The organism is Burkholderia sp. Tr-20390 (assembly GCF_017104595.1).
Classification (GTDB): Bacteria; Pseudomonadota; Gammaproteobacteria; order Burkholderiales; family Burkholderiaceae; genus Burkholderia.
On sequence record NZ_JAAGPC010000009.1, the window covers coordinates 19,654 to 41,914 of the forward strand.

A 22,261-nucleotide genomic window follows, 5' to 3' on the forward strand; every position below is an offset into this window, starting at 1 on the left:
CCGGCTACCTTGAAGCGATGCATGACGCGTGACGTGCTACGCGCGCCGCCGGTAAGTGCCCGGCGTGCTCCCTGTCCAGTGCCGGAACGCGCGATGGAACGCGCTCGGATCGTCGAAGCCGATGTCGGCGCCGATCGCCGCGATCGTATCGGGCGTATCGGTCAGCCGCTGGATCGCGATGTCGCGCCGCAGTTCGTCCTTGAGCGCCTGGAACGTCGTCCCTTCGGCGGCCAGGTGGCGGCTCAGCGTGCGCACCGAGCAATGCAGGTGCTCGGCCGCCTGGTCGATCACCGGCAGGTCGGGCAACGCTTCCGACAGGTACTGCCGCACGCGATGACACACGAGCTGTTCGCTGAACGATTCGAAGATCCAGTCGCCCGGTGCGCGCGCGAGGAACTTGCGCAGGTTGCGCTTGCTCTGCCGGATCGGCGCGTCGAGGTAGTCCGCGCTGAAGCGCATCAGCGTGCGCTCGCAATCGAACTGCACGGCGCCGGTGAAGAAGTACAGGTGCTCGACCGCATGGCGCGGCCGCGGGCACGCGAACTCGATCTGCAGCAGCGGGATCTTCTGCCCGATCAGCCAGGAGCACACGCCGTGCACGAGCTTGAGCATCAGCTCCTGGCCGAGCGCGCCGATCGGGCCGATGGCGTCGTTCGGGCGCAGTACCGTCTGTGCGACGAGACCGTCGCGCTTCGATTCGACGAAGAAATCGTCGAGCAAAATATGGAAGAATTGCCCGAAGCGATGCAGCGCCGTTTCGAGGTTGCGCGCATCGAGCAGGCTCAGGCACAGGTACTTCAGCGTGCCGCCGCGCAGCGGGCGCGAGAAGATGCCGGGCATCTCGTCGTCGAGCTCGATCGCGAGCGTGCGGTACAGCGTCGAGAACTGTTCCTCCGTCACGCGCGCATGCGGTTCGCCGAGCAGCTCGATCGGGATGCCGGCCCCGCCCAGGTAGCGCTCGACCACGTCGCGCTGCACGGCCGCGCTCGCGAGAAAGCCGTTGACGAGCGAGATCGGCACCGTCGCGCTCGGCGACGGCAGCGCACGCCCGGGTGCGGGCCCGGGCTGGGCGGAAAGTGAATCTGAACCGGTCATCGCGTCCCCGTCGATCGAACCGCTCGCATTGTACTTGAGCGGCCCGCGCGGAGGCTTCCGGGCGATCGGCACGCCGGACACTGCGCGGCGCGGCGCGCCGACGCCATCAGTCGGTGCGGCTGAGTTCCCGGCGCAGGATCTTGCCGACGGTCGACTTCGGCAGCCGGTCGACGAAGCGAATCAGCTTCGGCACCTTGTAGGCCGCGAGGCTCTCGCGGCAATGCGCGACGAGTTGTTCCTCCGTCACGTCGGCATCCTGCGCCAGCACCACGAACAGTTTCACGGCCTCGCCCGTGCGCGCGTCCGGCACGCCGATGCACGCGCATTCGGCCACGCCCGGCACGGCGGTCGCGACCGCTTCCACCTCGTTCGGGTACACGTTGAAGCCCGACACGATGATCATGTCCTTCTTGCGGTCGACGATCCGCAGGAACCCGGCTTCGTCGAACACGCCGACGTCGCCGGTGCGGAAATAGCCGTCGGCCGTGAACGCGGCCGCATTCGCGTCCGGTTTCTGCCAGTAGCCGCCCATCACCTGCGGCCCCTTCACGCAGATCTCGCCCGCGCCGCCGATCGCCACCTCGTTGTCCTGGTCGTCGAGCAGCTTCACGTCGGTCGACGGCAGCGGCAGGCCGGTGGTGCCCGTGAACGAGTCGATCGACTGCGGGTTGAACGACACGACCGGCGACGTTTCCGACAGCCCGTAGCCCTCGCGGATGAAGTTGCCCGTCACCGCCTTCCAGCGCGACGAGATCACGTCGATCACGGCCGCGCCGCCGCCGGCCGACAGCTTCAACCGCGACCAGTCGACTTCCGTCAGGCGCGGATGGCCGGCGAGCCCCGCGTACAGCGTGTTCACGCCGACGAACACCGTCGGCCGCGCGGCCTTCAGCACGTCGATGAAGCCGTCCATGTCGCGCGGGTTCGCGATCAGCCAGTTCTGCGCGCCGATCGCGAAGTAGGACAGGAAGTTCACCGTCAGCGCGAAGATGTGATACATCGGGATCGCCGTGACGACGACCTCCTCGCCCGGCACGCGCGCGGCCGGCACGATCGCCCCGAACTGCTCGATGTTCGCGACGAGGTTGCGGTGCGACAGCGCGGCGCCCTTCGACAGGCCGGTCGTGCCGCCCGTGTACTGCAGCAGCAGCAGGTCCGCGCCGCCGAGCGCAACCGGTTCGAACGTGAGCGATTCGCCGGCGGCAATGGCGCGCGCGAGCGGGATCGAACCGGGCGGCAGCGCGTCGCATGTGCCGGCCGGCGCATCGACGACACCGAGATCGCCGCGCCCGACGCTCAGCACGGTGCGCACGCGCGTGCCGCCGACCACTTCGGCGAACGTGCCCATCGACCCGCCGCACACCAGCGCGACCTCGACGCCCGCGTCGTTGAGCTGATGCTCGAGCTCGCGCGCCGTGTAGAGCGGATTCACGTTGACCTGGATCGCGCCGATCTTCGCGACCGCGACGAACGCGACCGCAAACGCGAGCACGTTGGGCAGCATCACGGCCACGCGATCGCCCTTGCGCACGCCCACGACCTGCTGCAGATAGGCGGCCAGCGCGGTCGACAGGCGGTCGACGTCGCCATAGGTCAACGTGCGGCCATATGAGTGGAACGCCGGGCGATCGGCGAATCGGCGCATTGCGTCGTCCAGCAACGCGCTTACGGAAGGAAAGCGATCGGGATCGATCTCGGCGGGGATCGAGCCATACGACCCGGTCCAGTGTCTCTTCGTCATGTCTCACTCCACGGGGGACGGCGCGCCGGCCGCGCCGTTCGCACGATGGCCTGCACGCCGGAGAAGCGCGGACCATCGCCTGATCGGCGACTATCGCCCGCACGGCGCACTTTGAAAATGATCCGGGCGGCCGAAAAGATGATCGAAACGGACAAGCGGGCCGCACCTGTCCAGGTAACTTCGCCGGATACCGCCGACCTGGCCGGCCGGCACGCGCCAGGCCGGCTGCGGTCGTGCGGGCGCAACCGAAGCCCGCTGCGCCGGGTCGCACTGGCGCACGTATCAGGGTGAACCCTGTGGCGCATGGGACCGATCCCGAGCAGAATTGCGTGCCGTCAACGATATCGATTCGGACGCAGGATGCTCCCATGCCGCGCAGTGCGCTCTTGACCCCGACGACCGCCCGCGCAGCCCGCCTGCCGGACGTCGAGCCGACTCACGCGTTGCGCCAGCAGCGCTTCACGCCGGCCAAGCTGGCCGTGCTGCTCGACGTGGCCGCGCAAGCCGGCCTCGACCCGGTCGCGGTGCTCGACGGCACCGGTCTCACACCGGCCGCCGTCGCGGACCCGTTCACGCTCACGTCGCCGCTGCAGTTCCTCACGGCCGCGCGCAACGCGATCGGCCGCTACGACGGCACCGACCTCGGCGTGCGTGTCGGCCACCGGCTGCACGTGTCGAGCTACGGGATGTACGGCTACGCGATGCTGTGTTCGGAATCGCTCGCGCACGCGTTCGAATCCGCCGTCAAATATCACCGGCTCGCGAACGGCATGCTCGCGATCCGCTGGGTCGAACACGGCGACATCGTGTCGTGGCAGTTTCCCGACCGGCACGAAGTCGCGCTACCGGATCTCGACGAGCCGCTGTACCGTTTCCTGATCGACATGCAGTTCGCGCTGCACGTGACGATCATCAAGGACGTGATGGGCGCGTGGTGCGTGCCGGCGCGCGCGCAGTTCGCGCAGCCGCAGCCGGCGCACGCGGCAATGCTGGCCAATGCGCTCGAATGCCCGATCGCGTTCGACCAGCCGCATCATGTGCTCAGCTACCCGGCCGCGTGGCTCACGCGCGCGCCGCAGCTCGCGAATCCGATTACCGCCGCGCAGGTGTCGTCGCATTGCGCGAGCCTGCTCGATGAATTGCGCAGCCAGGCCGGCGTCACGCGGCGCGTGTACCAGGAACTCACGCGCACGCCCGGACAGTTTCCGGACATCGACGCGATCGCGGCGATCCTGTGCATCACGTCGCGCACGCTGCGCCGCAAGCTCGAAGCCGAAGGCACGTCGTACAGCGAACTGCTGGCCAGCGTGCGCAAGGCACTCGCGATCGACTATCTCAGCACGACCACGCTCAGCACCGAGGACATCGCATCGACGCTCGGCTTCAGCGACGCGGTGGGTTTCCGCCACGCGTTCAAGCGCTGGACCGGCATGACGCCGAGCGACGTGCGGCGCAAGCGCGGCGGTTGAACGCCGGCATTGCAGGGGCGACGATCAGCGCCCGTCGCCGGCCCCGGGCGTGGCCACCGCCAGCGCGAACTCGAACACCGCGCCGCGCCCGGCCCGGTCGACCAGCCGGATACGGCTGCCGTTGAGCGCCAGCATCCGGTGCACGATCAGCAGCCCGAGCCCGCCGCTCGTCACCGCGCCGCCGCTCATCGGCCGCTGCGGCCGCTGGAACAGCCCTTCGCGCCGCGCCGCCGGAATCCCTTCGCCGGTATCGGCCACGGTCACGAGCACGCGGTCGCCGCGCGGCTCCAGCGCGACCTCGACCTCGCCGTGCGCGGGCGTGTGCCGCAGCGCGTTGTCGAGCAGGTTGGTCAGCACGCGCTCGATCATCCCGAGATCGGCCGACACGACCGGCACCCGCGGCGGAATCCGCGCATGCAGCGCGACGCCGCGCGCCTGCGCGGTCAGCTCGAATTTCTGGAACACGTCCTGCACGAGATCGACGAGCGAGAACGGCTCGCGCTCGGCCTGCACGCCGCCCGATTCGAGCCGCGCGAGCTCGAACAGCGCCTGCGCGAGCCGGCCGACCTTCGCGCTCTGCGCGAGCGCGATCGACAGGTAGCGCCGCCGCTCGTTCTCGGCGAGCGTGTCCGACTTCAGCGACAGTGTCTCCAGGTAGCCGTGCAGCGACGTGAGCGGCGTGCGCAGGTCGTGCGAGATGTTCGTGATCAGTTCGCGCCGCTGCTGGTCCTGGTGCGTCAGCGCGCGCCACTGGTCGCCGATCCGGTCGGCCATCTGCGCGAACGCGGATTCGAGCACGACGATGTCGTCGCCGCGCCGGCCCGGCCGCGAGCGCGGCACCGGCGGCTGCGTGTCGGGCGTGCCGTTCGCGTCGAAGCGGCGCATCGCGTCCGTCAGCCGGCGCAGCGGACGCGTGATGAAGCTGAACGCGGTGAGGCCCGCGAGCAGGCCGAGCAGCGCGACCAGCGCCATCGACCACAGCGTCGTGCGCAGCACATTGCCGGCGTCGACGCGCGCGGCCAGCTGGTCGTGCGCCTCGCCGAGCAGCACCACGTAGATGTACCCGGACGGCGGCTGGCCCGCCAGCTGCAGCGGCGCGGCGCTGAACACCTTGCGCGCATCGGGGCTGCGCGGATCGTCGCCGAGGATCGGCAGCGGCTCGCCCGCGATGAAGCGCTGCACGGGCGCGAGATCGACGCGGTCGCGCTTCACATGGCCGGGCGGCGCATCGTCGCCCTTGATCCGCCCCGCGTTGTCGAGCAGGTACACCTCGACGCTCGGGTTCACGCCCATCAACTGCCCGAACAGCGTGCGCACCGCGTCCGGGCGCAGCCCGTTCGCGTCCATCAGCGGCGCGCTGTGGGTCACGCTGTTGACGATGTTGGCGGCCAGGTCGCGCGACAGCCCCTGCACGACTTCCTGCTCGCGCATATCGTTCGCGCGGATCTGCAGCCACGCGGACGCGCCCGAGCACGCAAGCAGCAGCACCGAGAACACGAGCGACAGCCGCTGGGTAAGGGTGAGCTTCATCATGCGTCCCGCTGGCCCGGCGCGGCGAGCTTGTAGCCGCGGCCCCACACGGTGAGGATCCGCACGGGTTCGGCCGGATCGGCCTCGATCTTCGCGCGCAGACGGTTGATGTGGGTGTTGACCGTGTGCTCGTAGCCTTCGTGCTGGTAACCCCACACGGCATTGAGCAGGTCCATCCGCGAGAACACCTTGCCCGGGTGCCGCGCGAAGAAATACAGCAGGTCGAATTCGCGCGGCGTGAGGTCGATGCGCGCGCCGTCCACGCTCGCCTCGCGCGCGATCGGGTCGATCGCCAGCCCCGCGACGTCGAGCGTGCCCGCGTCGATCCGCGAATCGCGTGCGAGCGCATCGACGCGCCGCAGCAGCGCCTTCACGCGCGCGACGAGTTCGAGCACCGAGAACGGCTTGGCCAGATAGTCGTCGGCGCCGAGCTCGAGGCCGAGGATCCGGTGCACCTCGCTCGAACGCGCACTGGTGATGATGATCGGCGTGTAGCGCGTCATCGCGCGCGCGCGTCGGCAGATTTCGAGGCCGTCGACGCCCGGCAGCATCAGGTCGAGGATCAGCGCGTCCCAGCCGCCCTGTTCGAGCAGGCGCAGCCCCTCGGCGCCGTCCGCGCTGTGCACGACCTCGTAGCGCTCGTCGCGCAGGTGCAGGCTCAAAACGTCGGCGATATCGGCGTCGTCCTCGACGATCAGGATGCGTTTCGGTTGGTCCATGGCGGCGGGCGGCGGCACGTCGGTGCCGGGTATCGGTTCGGGCCGGCCCCGGTCCGGCTGGCCGGGTTCTCCGGGGGGAATCGCGGCCATGGGCCGCGCTGCCGCCATTGTGCAAAATTTTTCGGCGGCGAGTGATCACATTTCGTTTATCTTTGGATCACGCCTCTTTCGCGAGCCAATGCCGGCAAGGCCTCCTGGTCCGGCCCCTGAAATTCGATCCGTCGCGGGTCGACACGAACACTCAATAAACACTAACAGGCGAACGCACGTTGCTGCGTGCCGCCTCACCCTCACTCCGGCGCGACGACGTGAGTGCCCCGCCCACGTATGCCATGAGCAGGACGTCGTCCCTTTTCACGCGTCCTGATCCTCACGCTTCGTCGCGGCCTTCATGGATCGATCCTTTCCATCGCCGAACAGGGCGCCGATCGTCTGGCGGGCACGCGAAAGCCGGCTCATGATCGTCCCGACGGGTACGCCGAGCGCCTCGGCCGCTTCGTCATAGCTCAGCCCCTTCACGGCGACCAGCAACATGACCACGCGCTGCGCTTCGGGCAGTTGCTGCACCGCCCTGACGATCTGCGCGTCCAGCGCCTGCTGTTCCAGTGTCGGCGCGGCGGGATCGGCGACGGTTTCAAGCAGATCGTCGTCCCAGTCCATGCCCGAACGCCGACGCACGCTGCGTGCGCGAAGCTCATTGAGCCAGATGGATTGCACGATCGAGAACATCCAGCTGAGCGGCGCGGTTCCTGGTCGTAGCTGATGCGCTCGTTCGAGTGCACGGACACACGCGCTCTGCACCAGATCCTCGGCGTCGTGCCGGTCGCCTGAGATTCGCAGCGCGAAGGTCCAGAGACGCGGCAGCATCGCGGGGAGCATGGCGGACAGTTCGGCTGCGGTCATCTATGTCGATCCTCCCGCGGTGCAACCAAGCCGACGTTGATGAACTGCAGTATCTGGCATGTCTATATGGGTTCAGGCGAAATCAAGCGGGCCGCGCCCGCCTGGATATAGCCGCGGAACACGCTTCTTCCTCGAACGCGACCGGCAGAAGGTTGTCGAGCCCCCCAGCCACGCGAAATGCGGCCACCTCGGCCCACCAGGCAATCGAGAAGCAGAGCGCCGATGTCGCCGCGCACGCGACGACCGACGCGATTCACCCGTGTCGACAGCGGCGTCTCCGGCAGAACCCACGGGTATGCCAGCACCAGCCGCGAGCAGGATCGGCGTCAGCCCGCGAGGCATCTTCGAGATCGCCGCCCGTGCGGCAAGAAAAATCGCGCACCACGTCAATACAGTCGTTGCGCCTTCCGGATCGTTGCCTACAGGCCGTCGGCGTCGACGCCCGGCACGCTGACGGCATGATCGGTACCGTGTTGAACGGGATAGGTGAACGGCGATGCCGAAAATCGGCATCGCATCGGCAGCAGGCAATCAACCGCCTCGATAGAGCTTGTCGAGCGCCGCAAGCTGACCGTCATGCTCTGCCTGCACCAATTCCGCGCGAACCTGGGCGCGCGTTTTTCCCTTCGGCGACTTGGCGACCGTCGCCCATTGGCTCGCTTGCCCGACGGCCTGGTCGTTGGCGCTCGTGTCGACGGGGCTGCCTGCAAAAGCGGAAGTGGTGGCTGCAACAGCGGCGCACGCCGCGAAAACCAAAGCAATCGTCTTTACTTTCATGTCGTTCTCCTGGATAAATTCGGCTGCCGCGAATCTGTCCGGGCGCTCGGCGGTCGCTGATCTCGCGAAGCCGGTTCGAGCGCCCTGATCGGATTCGATCGGTAGATGCATTTAATCCAGATCACGTATCTGACGTGTGTCCCGGGAAATGGCTTTTGCAAGGCCATGTATCCCGACCGGTTTCATACACATTGAGAAACAAATCTGCCGTCTCGTTTTCGATCGATCGCCAAACGAAGCCGCGCTTTTCCGACAAAATGGCGCCACGACAGCGCGTTCACCCCATACGTCGCTGCCATGAAAAAATCGAAGGAGAGAGAGCTGATGTGCAGATACGCCCTCGCAGCACTGCTGTTGTTCAGCGTCGTGACCTCGGTCGACGCGCACGCTGAAACGATCAAGCCGATCAAGGCGTCGCGGTCCGACCTTGCCGGTGCGATATTCAATCGCGCCGACGCCGTGAAAAACGACCAAGGCGGCGAAACGAGCGCGGACGTCGCGACCTTCACGTCGACCGACAACGCTTACCAGACCGGCGTGTATCGCTCCGGGCCTTCACACGAGGAAATCAAGGGGCCGCACGGGCTGCCGTACAACGAGTTCCTGTACTTTCTTTCAGGCAGCGTAAAGCTGACGTCGTCGGACGGTTCGGTGATGCTCGTGAAGACCGGCGACGCCGTCACGCTTCCCAAGGGATGGACGGGACATTTCGACACACCGGGCTATACCAAGCTCTATGTGACCTACAGCCCCGACGACGGAAAGAAATAGTCCGGCGTGTCGAGCGGTCCGGCCATGGCGGAATAGCGCACCCGCCTCGTCCGCGCTCGATGCCGACCATCCCGCGCGTCGCATCGGCAGGCGGATTCGGGAACGCCGGCGCGTGCATTCAGCACGCCACCGCCAATACCCGCTTGCGGTGCTCGACGATCGAGAGAAGCAGCGCCGCCAGGCCGCATGCCGCGATCAGTATCAACAGCATCGTCTTGCCCATGCTGACCAGCACCATGCTGCCGAGCGCGGGGAATCCGAATACGCCGACGAAATACGACGCCACGAACCACGTCAGCACGGCGTGCCGATGCCGCGCATCGGCACTGTTGACGGCCTGCGCCTGAACGATCGGATAGACGAGGCCATATCCGGTGCCGAGCAGCACGGCGCTGGCCGAATGAAGCAGCGCGCTGTGCGGGACGGCGAACGTCACGGCCACGCTCAGGATCATGAAGCCGAGCAGGATCTGCGTCGTCGCGCCGACGCGGATCTGAATCACGACCGCACCGAGCAGCCAGCGGATGACGACCACCGTGGCGGAATACAGACCGAAAAACGTTCCGGCCGTCACGCCGGGGCCTTGCGCCATCGACATCTGGAACGTCATCAACCCCGAGAAGACGCTCGAGCCAAGCGCGATGATCGCGATCGGATAAATCGCATGCGTACGGGCGATCGCGCCCATCTCGCGTACCCAGCTATCGCGCACCGGCCGCGCAACGGCATGCGAAGCAGGCGACAGGTGTCCGAAACATTCCAGCATCACCGCGGCCGTCACGCACAGCCCGCCGACCGTGAAGAACACCGCGCCCGTCGTCCAGTGCCAATTGCGAATCGCGAGTGCCGCAACCGCGGGACCGCCGCCGACGCCGGCCATCTGAAACGACCCGAACCGCATGAACCAGCGTTCACGTTCGATCTCGGCCGTGCGCTCCACGAGCATGATCGGCGCCGCGAGGCAGAACCCGCCCCAACCGATGCCGACCAGCAATCCGGGCACGACGCGCAGCAAGCCGGTGCGCCCGACCAGCGCGAAGCCGACGACGCCTGCGCCGACGACCAACGCCGCGAGCGCGGTCGTGCGCGCGGCGCCGATCCGGTGCGCGCACCACGCGACCAGCGGCAGGCCGATCAACGCACCGATCATCGCTTCGGCGAGCGCAGCCCCCGTGTCGATGTCGCTTCCGCCCGCCAGATGGAAATGCATCGACAACAGAAATGTCGCGCCGTAGCCGCATGCGGTCAGCAGCGCGCCGAACAGCACGAATGAGGCGACGCGCGGCGACATCGTGCGTGTCATCGGCGGTCTCCGGCGGCCGGCTTCATTCGGGCTGCGCCGGCGGAAACGAAACCGATTCGCTCAATTCGCGCCATTGTGCGTCCTCTTCCGCACGGAACCTTGCCGCCGCGCCGGCTACCGCGACCGCGTCGCTGCCCATCAGCAATCGCAACGGCGCTGTCGGCGATCCGGCAATGCCGAGCAGCGCCCGGGCAATCCGCGCGGGATCGCCGGGTTGCATGCCGTCGATGCGACGCAAGCGTGCCGCTACCGGTTCGATGATCGGCTTGTACGCGTCGCTGACCGGCGGAATGGTCATCGACGAACCGGCCCAACGGGTCCGCATCGATCCCGGCTCGACGATCGTGACCTGGATGCCGAAATCGCGGACCTCCTTCGCAAGCACTTCGGAGAATCCGCCCACCGCCCATTTGGCTGCCTGATAGGCTGCGAGCCCGGGGCCGCCGACTCTTCCGCCAACCGACGAGATCTGAATGATGTGGCCGGCCCGTTGCCGGCGCATGAACGGCAGTGCCGCACGGGTGACATTGCACACGCCGAAGAAGTTGACGTCGATCTGCTCGTGCAGCGCGTCATCGGTGATGTCTTCGATCGACGCCAGATCGGCGTAGCCCGCGTTGTTCACCAGCACGTCGAGACGACCGAATTGCGCCACCGCCAGGCTGACGGCGCCGCGCACCGCGTCCGGGTCGGTGACGTTCAGCTGGATCGCCAGGATCCGGTCGCCATATGCGTCCGTCAGGCTGGCCAGACGCGTCACGTCCCTCGCCGTTGCCGCCAGTTTGTGGCCCGCGGAAAGCACCGCGTCGGCAAGCTGAAGACCCAGGCCGCCGGAGCAGCCCGTGATGAACCAAACTTTGCTGTCATTCATTGTCGTACTCCAGGTCATTTACGATCGACGTCCGGTCCCCCAACCGCCGTGAACACGGGGCCGCCGTGCTTCTGCGGCATCGCGGACCCGCCAGACTCGACGTCATGCATCATTGGGAGCCCGCCATGTATCTCGCGTATGTCGCCGGCGTATCGGAATGTATCTGGCGATTCCGTGGGTACGACGCGGCGATCGCGCAATCGCGCGGTTCGGAACACGGAAGTCGACGCAATGCCGGAACGCCGCGCTGCGCACATCGCCTGCCTGCCGTCATGCGACAGCGAGCGGCAACGTCACGCGCGCTTCGAGCCCTCCGGTACTGCGATTGTTGAGCTGCAGTTCGCCCCGCATCGCTTGCGTCAACCGCCGTGCGATCGCAAGCCCCAATCCGGATCCCGGCGCACGTGCCGATGTCTGCGGCGCCCGATACCACGGCGTGAATACCGCTTCCATCTCCGCCGGCACGATGCCCGGCCCCGAATCCACCACCGCAAGCATCACGCGCCGGGCATCGACGCGAACGCACACGCGGACATCACGCCCGTAGCGCAGTGCGTTGTCGATCAAGTTGACGAGCACGCGCCGCAGTGCATGCGGAAACGTCACGAGCGGACAGTCCAATCGCCCGTCCAGCCCGACGGCAAGCCCCGCGTCGCGATAGTTGTCGACCAGCGAGCCGAGCAACTCGTCCACGTCGACGCTGCGCGGCGGCTCCGCCACGCTGCACTGAAGCCGTGCGCAGGCAAGGCTCGCGTCAATCAGTTCCGCCATCTCGGCAAGGTCGCGCTCCATCGCATCGCGCAACGCGCGATCTTCCAGCATTCCGCTACGCAGCATCACGCGCGTCAGCGGCGTGCGCAGATCATGCGCATAGGCCGCGAGCACATGCAGCAATTCCGTCATGCGATCCGCGTGCTGGCGATGCGCGTCGTTGATCGCGGCCGCCAGTCTCGCGATCGGCGGCGTACCGCGCTCGACCAGCGAACAGGGCAGCGCTTCCAGCCCATGGTCCTCGATCGCCGCGGCGAGTTGCCGGATTGCCGCGTCCAGTCGCCGTGCACGTAGCCACAGCACTGCCGCCGCCAGCGCCAGCATCGCGCCCGCCACGCTCGCAATCAGAAGACCGTCGTCGACGGCGGGAAGCAATGCATTCGCGAGCAGGTCACGAGCGTCGTACAGCGCCGCCGCGACGAACAGCACGCCAGCCACGACGAACAGCCGGGCCGGACATGCGACGAGACCGCGTGCCTGCCCGCGGCATGCACGGCTGAGGTTGCGTAGGGAGCGCGTGAGCCGAGCCTCGAACCAGGCTTCGGACGATAAGGTAGGAATGTTGGCCATCTTCGTTCTCCTGTCGCCGTCGCGGCGGACGGTACAGGGAAGATGAAAACATGCGTGCGGGGGGGCGCACCATCAAACAAGCGGCCATCTACCCCCTACGAAGGTTTAGGTCACCGTTGCGGCGCGGATCGGCAATCAGCCGTATCCGAGCGCACGGGCGAGCCAGCCTTCGAGCTCCTGGGCGTCGATCGGTTTCTCGAGGAGACAAAGCGCGGTGCTGGCCCGCGCTCGCTCGGACGCGCGGGCGCTGACGAACGCCGTGACCAGCACGGTCGGAATGTGCAGGCTGCGTGCTTCCATCTCGGCCAGCACTTCGAGGCCATCCATCTCGGGCATCTGGAGGTCGCAGATCAGGCAACCCGTGCGCGACACCACGTCCGACGCCAGGAATGCCGGGCCCGACGCGAACTCGCGCGCCTCCCCGCCCAGCGAACGCACGAAACTTCCGGCGGCGGCGCGTACGAAGGGATCATCGTCGACAATGGATACGAGATCGGAGGCTGAGAGTGAAAAAGGCATCCCTGCTTATGGCGAAGGGGACGGAACGGCCCGTCCCGAGCACTGTTACCCAAGTTGCCAGCATACCGTCACGCCGCAGCGCCGCCATCATACTTACGTATGGGTATGCCCGGCGCGGTGCATGGGCCGTTCGACGAAGATCCGGGAAACGCGCGGTGCTAGCGCGACGGCACGTTGATGCCGAGCGCGGTCATCTTGCGCACCAGTTCGGCCACCGAGCGGCACTTCATTTTTCGCATCGCCTGGCTGCGATGAATCTTGGCCGTGATCTCCGCGATGCCCATGTTGCCCGCGACCTGCTTGTTCATCAGGCCCATCGCGACGTGTTGCAGCACCTCGGATTCGCGCGGGGTGAGCGATTCCCAACACGCGCGCAGATCGAGCAGCGAGTGATCGTCCTGCAGCCGTTTCGCATCGCGCTCGAGCGCCGCGATCACCGCATCGATCACGTCCTGGTCGCGGAACGGTTTCGTCAGGAAATCCATCGCGCCGGCTTTCATCGCCTTCACCGTCATCGCGATATCGCCGTGCGCCGTGATGAAGATGATCGGCATCTGCGGACCGCCGCTCTCCGCCAGCGACGTCTGAAACGCGATTCCGCTTTGCCCGCGCAGCCTTACATCCAGTATGAGGCACGACGGTCCCGCGCCCTTCGTTGCCGCGAGAAACTCTTCCGTCGACGCAAAGGCGCGAACCTCCAGGTCGATCGATCGCAGCAGGCTGATCAGCGCGACACGGACGAATTCGTCGTCATCGACGACGTAGACGACGCGGCTGTTCCGATCAGGTGTCGCGTGGGGCATTCTGGTTTCCGGCATCGATATTCGCTGATGAATTTTCTGGAGTGGCCGCGCAGCGGCTCATGCACAACTCGAAGAACCTGTCCGCCCGCCGCGCGTCGCGCCGACGGACGACTCGTCATGGATCGACACGCGGCAGCATCACGGTTGCTCGCGTACCGGCACCCTGGCGCGGCGACAGCGTCAACGTTCCGCCGTGAGCATCCACGATCGAATGCGAGATGGCGAGGCCCATGCCCATCCCGTTCTCCTTGGTCGTGAAAAGCGGTTCGAGCAGCCGGTCCGCGATGTCGGGTGCAATGCCGCTGCCCGAATCCTCGACGCTCACGCGCACACTGTCAACGCCGTGCACTTCGCACGCTAGCGAAAGACAACGCGCCGTCTCGAGTTCGGCCATCGATTCGGCACCGTTCGTCAACAGGTTGATCACGACCTGCTGGAGCTGGATCCGGTCGCCGTGTACGTAGACGGGGCCATCGTGACTGCGCAGCTCCAGCACCACGTCCAGCGTGTCGAGCTGCCGCGCGACGAGCGCCGCGGCCTCGCGAACGGCCTCCACGAGGTCGACCGTCGCAAACTGCGGTGCGGCCTTGCGTGCCTTCGCGCGCAGCGTCTGGATGATGCTCTTGGCCCGCGCGGCGCTCCGGTTGATGTGCTCGAGCATCGCCCGCACTTCGCCGACGTCCGGCGGTTCCCGGTTCAGCCAGCGCAATGCGGCGCTTGCCGACGTGTCGACGGCGGCAAGCGGCTGTCCGATCTCATGGACGATGGACGCGACGAGCTCGCCCATCGCGGTCAACCGGCTCGCGCGCTCGAGGCCGGCCAGAGCGGCACGCAACTGTTCCTCGGCATGCGCGCGCTGACGGTTCTGCTCGACCAGCTCCTCATAGAGCCGCGCATTCTCGAGCGCGAAAGCGGCCTGCGACGCGATCACCTCGACCAGCGCCGCCTTGGCCGCGGTAAACATCCGCGCCGCCAGATTGTTTTCCATATACAGCACGCCGACGAGCGTCGCATAACGCATCAGCGGTACGCACATCACCGAACGCGGGCGCCGGCGGCGAACGTAAGCATCCTGACCATGAACCGGCGACTCCGATGCATCGTCGATCACGACCCCTTCCTGCATCCGGGCGACCGCCTGCACGACGGAGACAGGCAGCACGCTCGCCGTCAACGACACGGCCTCCTGCGTCACGACGATCGTACCGTCGATCACATCCGCACGAGCCGGTACATGCCAGACGCCGTCGCGCAGCACCGCGAGCGCGCCATGCTCCGCCCCGGCGCTTTCGAGCGTGGTGCGCAACAGCGTTTCCACGAGACGCGCCGGCACGATGTCGCTCGCCAACGCGTTCGACACGCGAAGCACCGCGTTCACGTCCAGTGCGTGCATCCGGCTCCCGACGGAATTGCCGGCGCCGGCATCGAATACATCGGGATGCGCGGCCTGCAACTGGCGCACCTTTGCCAGCGCCCCCAAGCGCTGCCATGCGCTCAGCGCATGGCGCAAATAGGCGTGCGCGGCGATATTGTCGCGATCCGCATGGAAGCGCGCTGCATACTCGGCTGCCAGCGCCTCGACCTGTGTAAAGCCATGCCGGCCCGCGTGCGTCACGGCGCGCGCATAGGCTTCCGCCGCGTCCAGCGGCTGGCCGTTCACGCGCGCGTGCTCCGCGCGCACCAGCTCGCGTCGCGCGGCGAAGTTCGCCGGGCAGGCCTGCGCCCAGACGTCGAGCTGCGCGAGATGGCGCTGCAGCGCAGCCTCCTCGGACGCATCGCGGCCGGGCCGCGCAAGCAGTGCGAGCGCACCGTAGAACGGCAAATCGGCCCGCTCGGCAAACGAACGCGCCGTATGCTCGCAAGCTTCAGCGTGCCGACGCGCGTCGAGCGCGCCCGGAAGATCGCCGAACAACAGTGCGGCCTGCAGCCTGTAGACCCAGTAGGCGAGATCGACCAGGTTCGCCGGCCGGCCCTCCTGCGGCGGCAACACGTCGTGATCGTCGCGCTCGCCCTCCTGTAACTGCCTCAGCAGCATCTGCTGCACGAGCAGCCCGTCGATCACGAGCTGGAAATTCGCATCACGCGCGATCACGAGCCCGTGCGCCACCGTATCGCGTACGTCGCCGAGAAATTCGCCGGCGAACAGCATGCCGGTCGCCTCGTTGCGCTTGCAATAGAGCGCGAACGTATGATCGCAGCACTCGACCGTGATCTCGAATGCCCGCGAGATATACCCGCGGGCCGAGCGCGCCGGCAACACCCACGGCACCACGATCGTGCCGTGCGCCATATAGACGCGGCCGCGATACCGATCGAGCCCGCGCTCGTCGACCAGATGCAGCGCGAGCTCGCCAAATGCCAGCGACGCGGCGTAATCGCCGTAACGTGCGCCGAAGATCTGGTTCATGCAGACGTAGACGTCGGCCGAAGCATCGGAGTGGCCATGCTCGATCGCCAGATTCACCGCGCGCAGCAGGATCATGTCGACCAGGTCCTGATCGGAATAGAGTGCCGGCGGGATCAGGTCTGCAAAGATGTCGACAATCGCGCGCTGCAGCGGATCGGCGATGATCGGCAGCTCACGCAGCGCGTCGATCCCGTTGCGGTCCAGCCAGCCGCGCAGGCGAAGGTATTCGCGATGCACGTCCGCGCTGTCCGGATGGGGCGGGATATCGATGCCGGCGCGCTTCAGGAACGCAAGGCCGACACCGAGCGCCAGATCGAAGCGGCCCAGCGCCGTGTACAACGCCGCGCGCAGGCGCGTGAGATCCGCGCCGAACGTGCCGTCGCCGGCTACCCGCTCCAGCTCGGCCAGGCGTGCTTCGGCGGCTTCGAGCGCTCCGGTCATGAACTCGGCCTCGCCGCACAGCATGCGCGCCTCGAGCCCGTCGTCGCTGGTGTCCCGTTCGCCGAGGAAATCGACGGCTGCCCGAAAAAAGCCGAGCGCGGAATGATGCGCGGTGGCAGCCCGGGCCTGCTGCCCGGCTTCCAGATTCACGCGCGCGAATGCGCGGCGCTGCGCGGGCGTCTCGACCACCGTCCTGCCGAGGTTCGCCTGCGCGGCCAGCACGAACGCGTCGGCACAGGCATCGCCGGCCGCCAGCAAACGACAGGCGATTGCATGATGCAGCGGCGCCCGCTCGGCCTCCGGGATCGACGCATACGCGGCCTCGCGAATGCGATCGTGCCAGAACGTCCAGTCGTCGCCGTCGCGCTGGAGACTGCCGGCCTCGAGCGCCGCCTGCAGCCCCGCGATCGCATCGGGCTCGCTCAGGCCGGCCGCCGTGGCCAGCAGGCGCGTCGACGCACGCTGGCCGATGCAGGCCAGCAGGCGCAACATGAATCGCGCGGCATCCGGCAGCAGTTCGAACTGCCGTGCCAGCATCATCGCGACGTCATCGCCGCCGCGATGCGCGGCGATGCGCGCCATGTTCCAGCGCCACCGGCCGGCGCCCGCATCGTAATCGAGCATGCCTTCGTCGGCCAGCAGGCGCAGCAGATGATGCACGAAGAACGGATTGCGGCCGGTCCGCCGCCCGATCAGGTCGGACAGCGGCCGAAGCGCATCGGTATCCTGATGCAGCGCGTGGGCGATCAGCTCGGTCGTCGCCCGTTCGTTCAGCGGCCCGAGTTCCACCGTCAATGCGTCGGGAACGTCGGCCAGCGGCCCCGCCCGCAACGGGTGATGCGCATCGATCTCGTTGCCGCGATATGCGCCGACGAGCAGCAACGCCGCGTCGTGGTGTTGCTGCACCAGCCGTTCCAGCACCTGTATCGTGCCCGCATCGGCCCATTGCAGATCGTCGAGCAGCAGCGCGAGCGGGCGCTCCGGTGCCGCGAAACACGCGATCAGCCGGGCGATCGCGTGCAGCACGCGCTCTCGCTCCAGCCCGGGCGCCAGTTCGGTTTGCTCCGGCGGGCCCGCCTGCGGGCCAAGCACCGCCGAAAGCGCCGGCAGGAATCTCGCGAGCGTGCGCCCGACGGGCGCCACGGCCGTTCCGATTCGCGCGCGCCACAGGTCGAATTCGTCGTCCGCGCAACCGAGCACGAACTGCAGCAGCGGCTCCAGCGCCTGGGCAAGCATCGCGTACGGCGTGCCGCGGCGCCCTTCCTCGCCCTTGCTGGTGGCCACGAGCAGCGCCCCGTCGTACCGGATTCGCGCGACGGCCTCCAGCAGCAGCGTCGACTTGCCGATGCCCGAGTGGCCGGAAATCCATGCGACGCGCATCTCTCCACCGGCGGCCACGGCTCGGTACTGTGCGCGCAACGCATCGATCTCCTGGTCACGGCCCACCACGTGATCAGCTTGCTGCAGGCGCTGCAGCGCCGCATGAGCATCGAGCACGAACATCGGAATGCGCCCGTCGCGACGAAGGCACTGCTCACATCGCTGCAGGTCGGCGACGAGCCCCGCGGCCGTGCCGTAACGCTGCTCCGGCGCCTTTTCGAGCAACTTCACGACGATCCGGGAAATCTGCTCGGGTACGTGCGGAACGAGTTCGTGAGGGGGGCGCGCCGAATGCGTGGCGTGCGCGTGCACGAGCCCGGCGGCATCGGTGGCATCGAACGGCGGCACACCGGTCAACTGCTCATAGAGAATGCATCCGAGCGAGTAAAGATCGGCGCGCGCGTCGACACGCAGATTCATGCGCGTGCCGAGTTCGGGCGCCGTATAGACGAAATCCGCGTCGTCCCACTCGAGACCGGTGTCGCACAACGGCTCGGTCACATCGGGGCCGATCGCATAGCCGAAGCCCGTCAGAAACGCACGATCGTCGTCATCCACGAGGAAGCGATGCGGTGCAAGCGCGCGATGCACGATGCCGGCCGCATGCATCTCGCCCAGCGCAGTCGCGAGCGAAATCGCACGCCGCAGAAACGCGGATAACCGCGGCTGCGGGACATCTGCGACGGATAGCGGCATCCCGCCCGGATCCGCCAGGACGAGCACGGCTCCGCCGCCATGCGACACGATCGCTTGCGGCACGGCGGACCAGCGTTCGTGCAGTGCCGAGCGCAACACGTACTCGCGTTGCAGCGCGGCGACCGCGGACGGCGCCGCGACGCCGCGCCCCGCCACCAGGACCGGCGGCGCATGGTCATCGATCGCACGGTGCAGCCGGGGCGGGCCGGGGCTCAATTCGATGAAGCGGCGTGTCGAAAGTTCGATCATGCGAATGCAGTAAGGAAACGGTGGCGTCGTCAACTCGAACGCCGCCGGCACGGCGGCGTGGAGCATGGCATGCGGCACCCGCGCCACGTGCCGCGGCGGGATGCCAGGTTGTATCCGTTCGTTCGAACACGCGGTCGCGACGCGGGCCGCGCGGCGCCCTCGATTTCGCTCGTGCGGTGTTGCACCTCACCGGCCGCCGCGCCCTTCTTCCAGGTACCCGTGATAACACGCGAACCCGCCGATTATTCCAGCACGATGTCGTCAATGCAACAATGCGCGCCGGCCATTGCATGCGAGCTGCCTAAGCGCACGCGCGTCGCGTCATGATCGGGGATTTCGTATCCGGATGTATCGCGTGTCCGCATCGATACATGACATTGCAAAACGCCGCGCCGCGGACATGTGCGGGATACCTTGGTGGCGCTCAATACACGTGCGACGGGTTCTGACGACATTCGCGACGCGGCCGGCGTATCCGGCTCCCGCGTTCGCCAGATACCGCGCGTACCGTTCGACCGACCCACTTTCCGGATTCCGACATGAAGACCTCAAGGATCACCTTCGCGCTCGTCGCCTTTGCTACCGCAGCCTTCGCCCATGCAGCGACCCCTGTCGATTCGACGACAGGGAATCAAGATGCCGTGGCCACGACCGAATGGGCACCGGCCATCGCGATGCCGATGGGAAAGACACGAGCCGAAGTGCGTCAGGAGCTCGATCGCGCGCGCCAGAGCGGCGAGCTCGACGCGCTCAGGAAACGCTATTCCGGCCATTGAAGCACCGACGTGCTGTGGAGGGCCGGCACGGGCGGACGCAATGCTCGCCGGCTCGATAGGGCTCATTGACTTGCGGCAACGCAATCATCGCAACGGCCTCGTGCTCGAGCTGAGCGACACATTGCCGGAAACGATCTCCGATTCCGGCTCCCCCCGAAGCCGGGCCGGCCATCCGCCCAATCGTCGACGCTACCGGGCGGCTGCAGGAATCCCGACGCACTGCATTGCTGCTCGTCAGCGTCGACGGGCGCCGCTATCGGCAAGCAGCCGATACGCTCGACATACCCACCGGTACCGTCGTGATCCGGATCCCCCGTGAGCGCAAAGCGATTCGGATGGTGTTCGACGGCTCCGGCGAATCACGAATGGAGACGGGACATCGCATCGACGTGCAGTGCCGACGTCGACGTGCGACGTCGCGCGCCTGCCGATGCGACCCGGCCGCGACACGATCGCCCGCGTGGGGAATCGCATGGGAATAAACGATCGCCTTCGCGTGTTCAGTGTTGGCAGTCGCGCCCGCTTCCGTGCATGTGACCGAACGCCGACCGCCTGTACCGGTGCCCGACACGGGCGATCTTGTTCCCTCGCCGCCAATCTCGAAGATGTCATCGCTGTCCAGAATGCTGCTCGTCTATGACGGAACCAACGAAGCAAACGCCGCGCTCGCACGATGTGCGTCGCTTTCCCGCGCATTGTCGGCCACGGTCGACGTCGTCGCCATCGTCGACAATGTCACTGCCAACGCACGGTCGGCCGGGCTGCTCGGCGAGCTCGCCCATCAGCGTCTGGCGGAATCCGCCCATCGCGATCTTCAACGGGCGGTCGACACACTGACGGACGACGGCATCGCCGCGCGCGGTTATCTCCGTTTCGGACGCGCGGCCGATGCTGTCGCCGCCCATGCATCGACGACCCGCGTGGACCTGATCGTCGTCGGATATCGCGCCCCCACCGGGTTCGGTCGCTGGTGGCGCGAGCCTCTCGTTCACTTCGACCTGGCCGAGCGCGTTCCGGGTGCCGCGCTTGTCGTCGTCACGACCCCGTCGACCTAGCGTCGGCCGCATCGATGCTCGACTGAACGGTCGCGGCAAGAATCATCCGCTGCCGGTTGGCGGGCAGGCAGGCCTCGCTCCCCCGCGGACGAAACACCGGGTCCCCGCGTTGTATCGCACGCCCCGTCAGCGCGCATGTCGACGGGACACGCGCGCGGCTCCTGCACCAGATTTGCTCGGCATACCGCCCGGAACACGAGTCGCTCCACGAGACACTGATCATGTACGACGACAGGCATTCCATCACGGCTATCCTGGCAGGCGGCTCGGTGCGCGCACGCGCATCGTCCTCCTCCCATTGACGCAGCCCGACGCGTCGCGCCTTGTATCGCGTGCGCTGCGCTCGCAAACACACGCTGCGCTGTTCCTGCGAAGGATCCAGGACATTGATCAACGTGCGAGCCACGATATCCGCTTCATGCAGCATCACCATCACCTCTTCTCCCGGTCAATCGGATCGATCATGTGAAAGCGGGCGCCCGAATCACCGACACACCGTCATTCGGCCCCGCGATGCGCGCGCCCTCGCTCAGGCGCCGCCTTTCTCACGCAGCATCAGCTCGCTTTTCACCGATTTGACGCCGCGGATCTTCCTGGCCGACTCGACCGCGAGATGGTCTTCGTCTACGGTCTGCACCTGGCCGGCCAGCGTCACCTGTCCGGTCGCGGCATTGGCGAAAACCGTGATCACTCGCCCTTGCAGCCCCTTCGTTCGCGACAGCGTGTTCTGAATCGACCGCGAGAACCTGCGATTGGCCGCACGCGTGGCCTTTTTCGTCTGGGCGGATGTCTGGGCGGACGTCACCGCTGCCTCCGTGCCTGCACCATTGGCACTTTCGTCGGCGCTTGCCTGAAGTTGCAGGCAAGCGAGCAGGACGGCCGCCAGGCCGCCATTCAGGATGACTTGTCGAATTTTCATGATGGGTTCCTTGGGTTGCGGGTATCGAATGGCACGCATGTTCCGGCCGTGTGCATCGTCGCGACGCACGCGAATCGCACCATTGCCACATCGCCACGCCGACTCGATCACCTGTCGCCGGCGTCGTCACCGATGCGATTCGTGTACCGGTGGAACCAGAATAAGGGGCGGCGTCAACGGCATCCATAGCATCTGCAGCTAGCGGCACAACCCGTCGGGATAGATGGCCGCATACGTTCGTATAGGCTGTGGAAATGGCTGCACGCGTCGCTGCGCATCACGCCGCCTGATGCGCGGCCCCGTCAACCGGAAAACGCGGGAGTCACCATTGAGTGCGTACCGCCGCCCACGTGCGGCGTCAGTCAATGAAGGGCGAGCGCGGCAGGACGAACTGGCCGGTGACGAACTACACGGATGGCAAGAATGGCTCGACCTCCGCATCACGGGTATATTCCTCGTCTGCGCGGGTGAGCGGACGATCTGGATCGGCCGGAAG

At 67.0% G+C, this 22,261-nt stretch carries 19 protein-coding genes; 5 read left to right on the forward strand and 14 right to left on the reverse strand.

The window, feature by feature from the left end:
- Window positions 1–36: 36 nt before the first annotated feature.
- On the reverse strand, window positions 37–1,176 hold the full coding sequence (locus G3N98_RS04750; RefSeq protein ID WP_346779063.1) for an AraC family transcriptional regulator: 1,140 nt from the start codon (window positions 1,174–1,176) through the stop codon (window positions 37–39).
- A 25-nt stretch (window positions 1,177–1,201) separates the two neighbouring features.
- On the reverse strand, window positions 1,202–2,836 hold the full coding sequence (locus G3N98_RS04755; RefSeq protein ID WP_206147417.1) for an AMP-binding protein: 1,635 nt from the start codon (window positions 2,834–2,836) through the stop codon (window positions 1,202–1,204).
- 368 nt (window positions 2,837–3,204) lie between these two features.
- Between G3N98_RS04755 and G3N98_RS04760 the strand changes: the two genes are divergently transcribed.
- Window positions 3,205–4,305, forward strand: a complete 1,101-nt coding sequence (locus tag G3N98_RS04760; protein WP_175240438.1) for an AraC family transcriptional regulator — start codon at window positions 3,205–3,207, stop codon at window positions 4,303–4,305.
- Between the two features lie 24 nt (window positions 4,306–4,329).
- On the opposite strand, the gene G3N98_RS04765 is transcribed toward G3N98_RS04760, so the two are convergent.
- The 4 genes from G3N98_RS04765 to G3N98_RS04780 form a co-directional block, all read right to left on the reverse strand.
- On the reverse strand, window positions 4,330–5,835 hold the full coding sequence (locus G3N98_RS04765) for a HAMP domain-containing sensor histidine kinase (protein WP_206147418.1): 1,506 nt from the start codon (window positions 5,833–5,835) through the stop codon (window positions 4,330–4,332).
- Window positions 5,835–6,554, reverse strand: coding sequence for a response regulator transcription factor (locus G3N98_RS04770; RefSeq protein WP_039353478.1), 720 nt, complete (start codon window positions 6,552–6,554; stop codon window positions 5,835–5,837). Before G3N98_RS04770 ends, G3N98_RS04765 begins: the two co-directional genes overlap by 1 nt.
- 354 nt (window positions 6,555–6,908) lie before the next feature.
- A complete protein-coding gene (locus G3N98_RS04775) occupies window positions 6,909–7,457 on the reverse strand; it encodes an RNA polymerase sigma factor (protein ID WP_206147419.1) in 549 nt (182 codons plus the stop codon).
- 531 nt (window positions 7,458–7,988) lie between these two features.
- The gene (locus G3N98_RS04780; RefSeq protein WP_175240435.1) at window positions 7,989–8,234 is read right to left on the reverse strand and encodes a DUF4148 domain-containing protein; all 246 of its coding nucleotides are present in this window, start codon (window positions 8,232–8,234) and stop codon (window positions 7,989–7,991) included.
- Window positions 8,235–8,558: 324 nt separating this feature from the next.
- On the opposite strand from G3N98_RS04780, the gene G3N98_RS04785 reads away from it, so the two are divergent.
- A complete protein-coding gene (locus tag G3N98_RS04785) occupies window positions 8,559–9,005 on the forward strand; it encodes a cupin domain-containing protein (protein ID WP_206147464.1) in 447 nt (148 codons plus the stop codon).
- A 118-nt stretch (window positions 9,006–9,123) separates the two neighbouring features.
- Here the strand turns inward: G3N98_RS04785 and G3N98_RS04790 are convergent, their stop codons facing one another.
- The 6 genes from G3N98_RS04790 to G3N98_RS04815 form a co-directional block, all read right to left on the reverse strand.
- Window positions 9,124–10,308, reverse strand: a complete 1,185-nt coding sequence (locus G3N98_RS04790) for an MFS transporter (RefSeq protein WP_206147420.1) — start codon at window positions 10,306–10,308, stop codon at window positions 9,124–9,126.
- 22 nt (window positions 10,309–10,330) lie between these two features.
- Window positions 10,331–11,179: an SDR family NAD(P)-dependent oxidoreductase gene (locus tag G3N98_RS04795; protein WP_206147421.1), complete on the reverse strand. Its 849-nt coding sequence runs from the start codon at window positions 11,177–11,179 to the stop codon at window positions 10,331–10,333.
- Between the two features lie 270 nt (window positions 11,180–11,449).
- On the reverse strand, window positions 11,450–12,520 hold the full coding sequence (locus G3N98_RS04800) for a HAMP domain-containing sensor histidine kinase (RefSeq protein ID WP_206147422.1): 1,071 nt from the start codon (window positions 12,518–12,520) through the stop codon (window positions 11,450–11,452).
- A 135-nt stretch (window positions 12,521–12,655) separates the two neighbouring features.
- Window positions 12,656–13,039, reverse strand: a complete 384-nt coding sequence (locus tag G3N98_RS04805) for a response regulator (RefSeq protein ID WP_046546642.1) — start codon at window positions 13,037–13,039, stop codon at window positions 12,656–12,658.
- 158 nt (window positions 13,040–13,197) lie between these two features.
- Window positions 13,198–13,842 (reverse strand): response regulator, encoded by a 645-nt coding sequence (locus G3N98_RS04810; RefSeq protein ID WP_226206237.1) that lies wholly within the window; start codon window positions 13,840–13,842, stop codon window positions 13,198–13,200.
- 115 nt (window positions 13,843–13,957) lie between these two features.
- Window positions 13,958–19,015, reverse strand: coding sequence for a trifunctional serine/threonine-protein kinase/ATP-binding protein/sensor histidine kinase (locus tag G3N98_RS04815; RefSeq protein ID WP_206147423.1), 5,058 nt, complete (start codon window positions 19,013–19,015; stop codon window positions 13,958–13,960).
- Between the two features lie 539 nt (window positions 19,016–19,554).
- Between G3N98_RS04815 and G3N98_RS04820 the strand changes: the two genes are divergently transcribed.
- The 3 genes from G3N98_RS04820 to G3N98_RS04830 all read left to right on the forward strand — a co-directional run bounded on the left by G3N98_RS04820 (window position 19,555) and on the right by G3N98_RS04830 (window position 20,846).
- A complete protein-coding gene (locus tag G3N98_RS04820; protein ID WP_206147424.1) occupies window positions 19,555–19,791 on the forward strand; it encodes a DUF4148 domain-containing protein in 237 nt (78 codons plus the stop codon).
- A gap of 179 nt (window positions 19,792–19,970) precedes the next feature.
- Window positions 19,971–20,273, forward strand: coding sequence for a sigma factor-like helix-turn-helix DNA-binding protein (locus tag G3N98_RS04825; RefSeq protein ID WP_346779065.1), 303 nt, complete (start codon window positions 19,971–19,973; stop codon window positions 20,271–20,273).
- 141 nt (window positions 20,274–20,414) lie between these two features.
- Complete coding sequence (locus G3N98_RS04830; RefSeq protein WP_206147426.1) at window positions 20,415–20,846, forward strand: universal stress protein; 432 nt, start codon at window positions 20,415–20,417, stop codon at window positions 20,844–20,846.
- Here the strand turns inward: G3N98_RS04830 and G3N98_RS04835 are convergent.
- Together G3N98_RS04835 and G3N98_RS04840 are read right to left on the reverse strand one after the other, a co-directional pair.
- Window positions 20,827–21,279, reverse strand: coding sequence for a DUF3331 domain-containing protein (locus G3N98_RS04835; RefSeq protein WP_206147427.1), 453 nt, complete (start codon window positions 21,277–21,279; stop codon window positions 20,827–20,829). The two genes, G3N98_RS04830 and G3N98_RS04835, sit on opposite strands and share 20 nt — an antisense overlap.
- Before the next feature lie 96 nt (window positions 21,280–21,375).
- Complete coding sequence (locus G3N98_RS04840) at window positions 21,376–21,765, reverse strand: BON domain-containing protein (RefSeq protein WP_206147428.1); 390 nt, start codon at window positions 21,763–21,765, stop codon at window positions 21,376–21,378.
- Between the last annotated feature and the right edge of the window lie 496 nt (window positions 21,766–22,261).